This window comes from Shewanella sp. SG41-4 (genome assembly GCF_014164505.1).
GTDB lineage: Bacteria > Pseudomonadota > Gammaproteobacteria > Enterobacterales > Shewanellaceae > Shewanella.
In genome coordinates this window covers 22,975-30,090 of record NZ_JACJFI010000025.1, presented here as the reverse complement: position 1 = coordinate 30,090, position 7,116 = coordinate 22,975, and the positions used below count along the sequence as shown (strand labels likewise).

The following is a 7,116-nucleotide window of genomic DNA, read 5'->3' as shown; positions in this document are numbered from 1 at the left end:
AATCACAGAGGTTAAGCGTTCATCTAACGGGGCAAAGTCTTCATTAATGATTTGCGCAAAACCACCGGCAACATTGTAATTAGACGGATCCCATTGCCAACCTTTAAAGCGTGTAATTTCCCATTGCATTGATTCAACTAAATTACTCAGTAATTTATAATCAATTAACTCGTTAGCAGATAATGACTGTGGATCAAATTGGGCTAATGCCATTTGCTGTTGCTTAACAAATTCTAGCGTTTTGTCGCGACTAGCTTGATTAGGGATATCTAAATAGCCATCGTTAACATGTTTGCCACTGTACAACGCCCAAGTTGGCGATAATACCCACAATTCATCAATAAACTGCTGTGAATATTGATTAAAGTTTAATGCTGCCGCAGCACTAGTTGTGCTAGCCTCTGCAGTAACAGCCTTTGTTTGAGGACTTTGCTTAACCGAGTCATCGCTACAGCCGACCAATCCGGCCAAGGCAAAAGAAACCGCCAAAGGAAGTAAAGATTTTTTCATTAGTTATCCCTTAAATTGTTATTATTTTTTAGTCTGTATAAACGTTTTGTTTGATGCATATCGCTTGCGTGAAGATAGATTTTTGTAGCGCATAAACGGGTTAGAAAAACATCCTACTACAATTATAATTAGTTAATCATTTTCGTCACTGTTTTACAGCAAGCAGACATCTTTTGTGACATAAAAATAGAGCATCGCTCAACGACATGAAACTTAGAAACACATTTTTAGACACATGGCTGTGACCACACTAACTAACAGAGATCTTAACGATGCCCACAACTCATATCAGATTACTGCTTAATGGTAAAAAAGCCTCAAATGTAGACATCAGACAATCGGTTATGGCTTTGCGCGAACAAGGTCATACTGTTGATGTTCGAGTCTCCTGGGAAAGCGCCGACATGCTGCGTTTTATCAGTGAAGCCATAGCCGATAATGTCGGCCGGGTCGTTATTGGTGGCGGGGATGGCTCACTTAATGAGGCAGTTAATGCTGTGATGCAACAACCTCAGCAAGACCAAAAGCTCGAAATAGCCGTGCTGCCATTAGGCACTGCAAATGATTTTGCCACTGCGTGTGGGATTAGCAATAATATCCACTCCACTTTGGAACTGGCTATTAATGGCGACAGCTATCCTATTGATATCATTCGAGCCAACGATAATTATTTTATTAATGCCGCAGTCGCCGGGTTTGGCGCGCAAGTCACCGCAGAAACCCCAACAGAGTTAAAAGACTTTCTTGGTGGCGGCGCTTATACCTTAGTCGGATTGGCAAAAGCATTAGGCTTTAAGCCTTATCAGGGCAGTATTACCACCGAAAAAGGCACGTTTAATGGTGATATTGTGGTAGGCGCCATTTGCAATAATAAGCAGGCTGGCGGTGGCCAAATGCTGGCACCCAATGCATTAATTGATGACGGTTTGATGGATATTACCCTGTTGAAGTCATTTTCAACCTTTGATATCCCGGTGGTGTTAGATGAAATACAAGCCATGAGTCATCAAGCTAAGTTTTGTTATCACTTTCAAACCCGTTGGTTAGAAATTGATTTCCCTATCACGTTACCGCTTAATTTAGATGGCGAACCTTATCCAACCCAAAAAATGCGTTTTGAAGTACTCCCAAAAGCTATTCAATTTGTATTGCCGCCAAACTGCCCTTGCCTTGAACAATCCACACAAAAAAGCGGAATATAAATTCCGCTTTAATCACCAATACGATAACTGAGTTAATCGTTTACCTAATCAGTTTAAATGTTCCACGGATTAGGTTTATTACCTTTAGTCGTAGCAGGCGCTTTAGATGGTTTGGTTTTTCTAAAGTCAGCAGAAGCTGTTTTCGACTTGCCCAAACTCAGCGTAGGTCGGTCTGTCGCTGAGGTTGATTTATGCTGACGATTTTTTGGGATAAAATTCAACACCGAAATAGGAATAGGCTTAGATGGTTCAAACCCCGCTATTTCTTTACGTTCAATTAAATGCCCTAAACGGCTTTCAATCATACACAGGTTTTTAAAATCATCATTAGACACAAAAGAAATAGCAACACCAGCAGCGCCGGCACGACCGGTACGACCAATACGATGAATATAGTCATCGGCCGGATAAGGTAAATCATAATTAACAACACGAGATAAATCGTCAATATCAATACCGCGCGCCGCAATGCCGGTAGCCACAAGGTATTTAATGTTACCCGATTTAAAATCAGCTAAAATTTGTTCACGCACCGGCTGGCTGCGGCCACTGTGAATACACTCTGCAGCAATATCACGCTTTTCAAGCTGACTGACTAATTTAGCGGCACCTTGCTTGGTTTCGATAAAGATTAGCGCTTGGTTCCACTCTTCGGTTTTAATTAAATGACTTAATAAAGCTGATTTTTTATCTTTATCAACCGTCGTTAACCACTGCTCGATTTTCGGTGCAGAATCGCGATCAGCAATCACCGAAATTTCCACAGGACGTTTAATGGCCGTTTTAGCTAACGCACGCACTTGGTTTGATAATGTCGCGGAAAACAATAAACTCTGACGTTCAGAAGGTAATTTATCGATGATTTTATTAATATCTTCGATAAAGCCCATGTCGAGCATTCTATCGGCTTCATCAAGCACCAACACTTCAACTTCATCAAAGTGCACAGCACGTTGGGTATATAAGTCGAGTAAACGTCCTGGTGTCGCCACCAAAATATCCACACCATCAATTAAGGCTTGTTTTTGCGGCTTCTCATCAACCCCACCATAAATGGCGATAGAGGTTAACGATAAATGCTTGGCGTACTGAACTACGTTGGCGTGAACTTGCACTGCGAGTTCGCGAGTTGGGGTTAAAATCAACGCTCGAATACGTTTTGCACGCTGGGTTTCAGTGTCGGCTAAGCGTTGTAATATTGGCAAAACAAAACTTGCGGTTTTACCGGTGCCCGTTTGCGCAGCGGCGAGCAGGTTCTTACCCTTTAAAATAACCGGAATAGTCTGTTGTTGAATAGGTGTCGGCTGACTGTATCCCACTTCATGTAGGGCATTGACAATCGTGTCGCGTAATCCAAGTGTCGAAAAAGGCATGAAAGTGGGTCTCAGTAGTAAAACAAGAATAAAGCATTATAGAGGCTACGCATAACAAGCGCTAACACCTCGTTAATATAAAGTCATATTAGACAACGGCGAGACGAAGCATCACTCAAATTGTCAGTATTGTATTAAAACACAAATGAAAAAAGACGTCCGAAGACGTCTTTTTTCATAATATGGCGGTGAGCGAGAGATTCGAACTCTCGTTAGGGATAAACCTAAACACACTTTCCAGGCGTGCGCCTTCAGCCACTCAGCCAGCTCACCAATTTGTGACTTACTTTTTATCCTTACCATTAAAAGTCATCAGATAAAAAGGCAGTACTTAATATTTGATTCTATTAAGTGGAATAATTACCTCTCAATAATACAAAACCACTTAATACTAACCGCGGCAGTGCTAATCGAGGCGTACTTTACGCAAATGATGATAGCGGGTCAAGCTAAAAAAGCCCACTATCAAGCGTTTGCACAAATGCACAGCAACTAACAAGCTAACTAACCTATTAAGCTCGGAAAAAGCCCTTTAACACCAGCGGCAATAACCTCAATGCCCAAAGACAGCATTAATAGTCCCATCAAACGAGTAATAACGTTAATGCCGGTTTTACCCAATAATTTAAACAATACTGGTGCGATGCGGAATAAAGCCCAGCTAACAAGGCCTAATGTCACAATGGTTAAGAACATCCCAACAAAATTGATCATTTTGTTGTGCTCTGCCGCAAAAACAATTACTGAACTAATCGCGCCAGGTCCAGCCATTAATGGTAATGCTAAAGGTACAACCGCAACAGACTCCATACCTGAAGACTCACGATCTTCTTCTTGGTTGCGTTTTACTTCACTGATTTTACCTTGCAGCATCGACATCGCAATAATACAAATCAGGCTACCACCGGCAATACGGAATGCAGAAAGTGAAATACTGAACATACTGAGAATATGCTGACCTGCTATCATAGTGACTAATAAAATGACCACTACGGCAAAGTTTGCCACTCGGTTGGTATGCCTACGCTCAACATCAGTTTGATGACTGGTTAAGCTAACAAATACAGGCAATAACCCTACTGGGTTAATGATGGCTAACAGTCCTAAAAAGAACTTGATATAAAGCATAAAATCCACTAACTACACCCTCTTAATATTACCCGATTTGAAGCATGATTCTGAGGGCGCTAATGTAGCTGAAACACTGCCATTCCCCAAATGAATTTTTTTATATTTGATAGACCGTTTTACCATACAAAAACTAATCCAACAGCTATTTTCTGTATTTTAAAATTATAATAGCAGTTAACGTAAACCTGCATTTTTTGTTATTTTATTTCAAAAAATAATGCTATTTGATCTCTACTTGGTTATTTAACCTACTAGCAAAGCTTAAAAACTGGTTTATGTGTGCTTAACCTACAGGTGATTGAGCGACATATGAATAGCCTTATGATGAAAAATACTAACATAAGCATAAATTTTTATGTGCTTAAGATCACTACTTTACCAGTAACACTATTATCAATAGATTGTAGAAGGGTTTTATCCGTAAGCAGTATTGATATCGACTCCGGCATCATCTTTACTTATGAGTCAATCTCGTTACTGGCAAAATTGAAATGTGCGTGACCAAATATCCGAAGCTACAATAGCTTAGGAACAAAAAAGAGATGTTGCCAGTAGCAACATCTCTTTTAATTAACTTATGAAGGTAAATCTGTGTTGAGGACTACGCCATTTATTTTTGTACTGGCTTTAACATGGTCTTCTACAGAGAAAGTACAAACACTATTGTGCTGTCCAACGATCCATCCAGCCGAGTACATTCTTGTACCATTGCTGTAAGTTATCTTGATTTAAGATCCAGTGATTTTCATCAGGGAATACCAATAGCTCAGAAGGAATACCTTTACGCTGCATAAAGGTAAATGCAGCAAGACCTTGACCATATGGCACACGGTAGTCTTTTTCACCATGGATGACGAGCATTGGCGTTTTCCAGTTTTCAACATAATTTACTGGATTAAACTTTTCATATAACTCTTTGTTTTGATCGTATGGGCCACCGAATTCATATTCAGGGAACCATAATTCTTCTGTAACGTAATACATAGAACGCATATCAAACAAACCAGCATGGTCGACTAAACACTTGAAGCCATCGTTCCATTTACCTTGGAACCAGTTCATCATATAGCCACCGTAAGAACCACCTAGTGCACATGCATTGTTAGCATCTAACCAAGGTTGCTGCGCGGTAACCGCTGCCATACCTTTTTTAAGATCTTCAAGCGGCTTACCACCCCAATCCTTGCCAATAGAGTCAGTAAACGCTTGACCATAACCAGTAGAACCATGGAAATCGACCATCACTACGCCATAGCCTGCACCCGCCCATAACTGAGCATTCCAGCGGCTGCTGAAACTGTTACCAAATGAGCCTTGTGGGCCACCGTGTACCAGGTAAGCTATTGGGTATTTTTTACCTTCTTCATAGTTAACGGGTTTGATCCAATAACCATGAACGGTTTCGTCATTCCAACCTTTAAAGTTGAACTGCTCAAAATCACCAAACTTAATATCTGCTAATTTTTCACTGTTGACGTTAGTTAGCTGTTTAAGTTGTTCACCTTCAAGTGACACACTGAATAAATCGCCAGGTTCAACTAATGATGACTTCTTGAAAATGAGACGATTACTGGTCACAGCCACTAGGCTATTGCTGCCTTGGTTGTAAATAGGGCGAACATCACCAAACTGAGTGTTCACTTCAAAAATGGTCACTTGCCCAAGATCTTGTGCTGTCACATACAAAGTACGACCATCGGCACTAAAATTTAATGAACTCGCGCTGCGATCCCATAATGGTGCGACTTCTTTTTCCTGACCTGTAACATTGTCACGTAACATAATGCGGGAGCGATCAGCTTCGTAACCCGCCTTGGTCATGGCTAAATAAGCAAGATAACGGCCATCGGCAGAGAACGTTGGCTGGGCATCCCATGCTTGGTTATCTGGGGTTAAGTTAACCGTTTCACCGCCAGCTACAGGTACTTGCCATAAATCGTAATTAGTTGTCCAAGCTTGATCGCGGCTCGGCGCTTTAGCGCTATAAACAACGTACTTACCGTCTGCAGTAAAGGTAACCTCTTCCATACCAGAAAATGGCTTAGGCGGTGTTTCAGTGTCACGGCCCGCTGTAACGTTTGTTGCTGTGGTAATTTTGTTGCCATTAAGCGAGGCGACAAACAAATGGTTACGTGCGTTATCTTCCCACGTGTCCCAATGGCGTACCATCAACTGCTTGTATTCGCGGCCAGTGCTTTTACGTTCCGCTTCGGCTGTAAACTTGTCTTTTGAACACGCTAAGTCTTTACACTCTGGAAATACCCGCAGAGTCATAACGACTTGCTTACCGTCGTTAGACAATTTGTAGCCATTAATGTCTAACGGTAAATCAGTAACTGCGATAGCTTCTCCGCCATCAAGGGCCAATTGATACAATTGACTGGTTCCGGAGCGCGTGGCGAGGAAATAAATCGATTTTCCATCTGGCGAAAAGCTGACATCGTGTTCAGTGCCTGCGGCCGAGGTAAGTTGCTTTGGCTTAGCATTTTTATCGTTCAAGTCGAGAAGATAAAGATCAGAGTTGCCCTCGCCTTTGTCATCAACCACTTTTACGCCGTACACCATGGTTTTGCCATCATTTGATACGGCCGCTGAGTGCAATTTATTTAAGTTAACCAGTTGCTGAACATTAAAAGCTGCGGGCTCTGCCGCAGACACTGATGTTGCCATGCCAGCAGCAATCAGTGCGAATAATACAGAAGACTTTTTCATTGTTATCATGTCTCAGTTGTTTAAGTAAAACGTATTACGTTTAGGCCAAAATACAGCCAATATACAACGTAATCATAAAATGTATATTGCAGACTAACCAAAGCAAAACGCTCAGGCAACAAGCCTTTTGTAAAAAGCTGTAAACCCGAGCGTTTAATCACATTGACACTTATCGCTTATGTGTAAGC

Annotated in this window: 5 protein-coding genes and 1 tRNA gene; 1 reads left to right on the top strand and 5 read right to left on the bottom strand. The window is 41.4% G+C overall.

The window, feature by feature from the left end; all coding sequences use genetic code 11:
• Positions 1-510: DUF885 family protein (locus H5202_RS04435; RefSeq protein WP_336244778.1), on the bottom strand; the 510-nt coding region annotated here is incomplete at its 3' end.
• Between the two features lie 272 nt (positions 511-782).
• On the opposite strand from H5202_RS04435, the gene yegS reads away from it, so the two are divergent.
• Positions 783-1,712 (top strand): lipid kinase YegS, encoded by a 930-nt coding sequence (yegS, locus tag H5202_RS04430; RefSeq protein ID WP_182770985.1) that lies wholly within the window; start codon positions 783-785, stop codon positions 1,710-1,712.
• A 53-nt stretch (positions 1,713-1,765) separates the two neighbouring features.
• Here yegS and H5202_RS04425 read toward each other — a convergent pair whose 3' ends face one another.
• The 4 genes from H5202_RS04425 to H5202_RS04410 all read right to left on the bottom strand — a co-directional run bounded on the left by H5202_RS04425 (position 1,766) and on the right by H5202_RS04410 (position 6,937).
• Entirely contained in the window at positions 1,766-3,085 is a 1,320-nt protein-coding gene (locus H5202_RS04425) for a DEAD/DEAH box helicase (protein ID WP_182770984.1), read from the bottom strand.
• 183 nt (positions 3,086-3,268) lie between these two features.
• Positions 3,269-3,358, bottom strand: a tRNA-Ser gene (locus H5202_RS04420).
• Between the two features lie 231 nt (positions 3,359-3,589).
• On the bottom strand, positions 3,590-4,213 hold the full coding sequence (locus H5202_RS04415; RefSeq protein WP_220493766.1) for a YchE family NAAT transporter: 624 nt from the start codon (positions 4,211-4,213) through the stop codon (positions 3,590-3,592).
• Positions 4,214-4,876: 663 nt separating this feature from the next.
• Positions 4,877-6,937, bottom strand: a complete 2,061-nt coding sequence (locus H5202_RS04410; RefSeq protein ID WP_443019329.1) for a dipeptidyl-peptidase 5 — start codon at positions 6,935-6,937, stop codon at positions 4,877-4,879.
• Positions 6,938-7,116: the final 179 nt, after the last annotated feature.

Coding starts and splice junctions, on each gene's coding strand:
- yegS (WP_182770985.1), top strand. CDS start 783: ATGCCCACAACTCATATCAGATTACTGCTTAATGGTAAAAAAGCCTCA.
- H5202_RS04425 (WP_182770984.1), bottom strand. CDS start 3,085: ATGCCTTTTTCGACACTTGGATTACGCGACACGATTGTCAATGCCCTA.
- H5202_RS04415 (WP_220493766.1), bottom strand. CDS start 4,213: ATGCTTTATATCAAGTTCTTTTTAGGACTGTTAGCCATCATTAACCCA.
- H5202_RS04410 (WP_443019329.1), bottom strand. CDS start 6,937: ATGATAACAATGAAAAAGTCTTCTGTATTATTCGCACTGATTGCTGCT.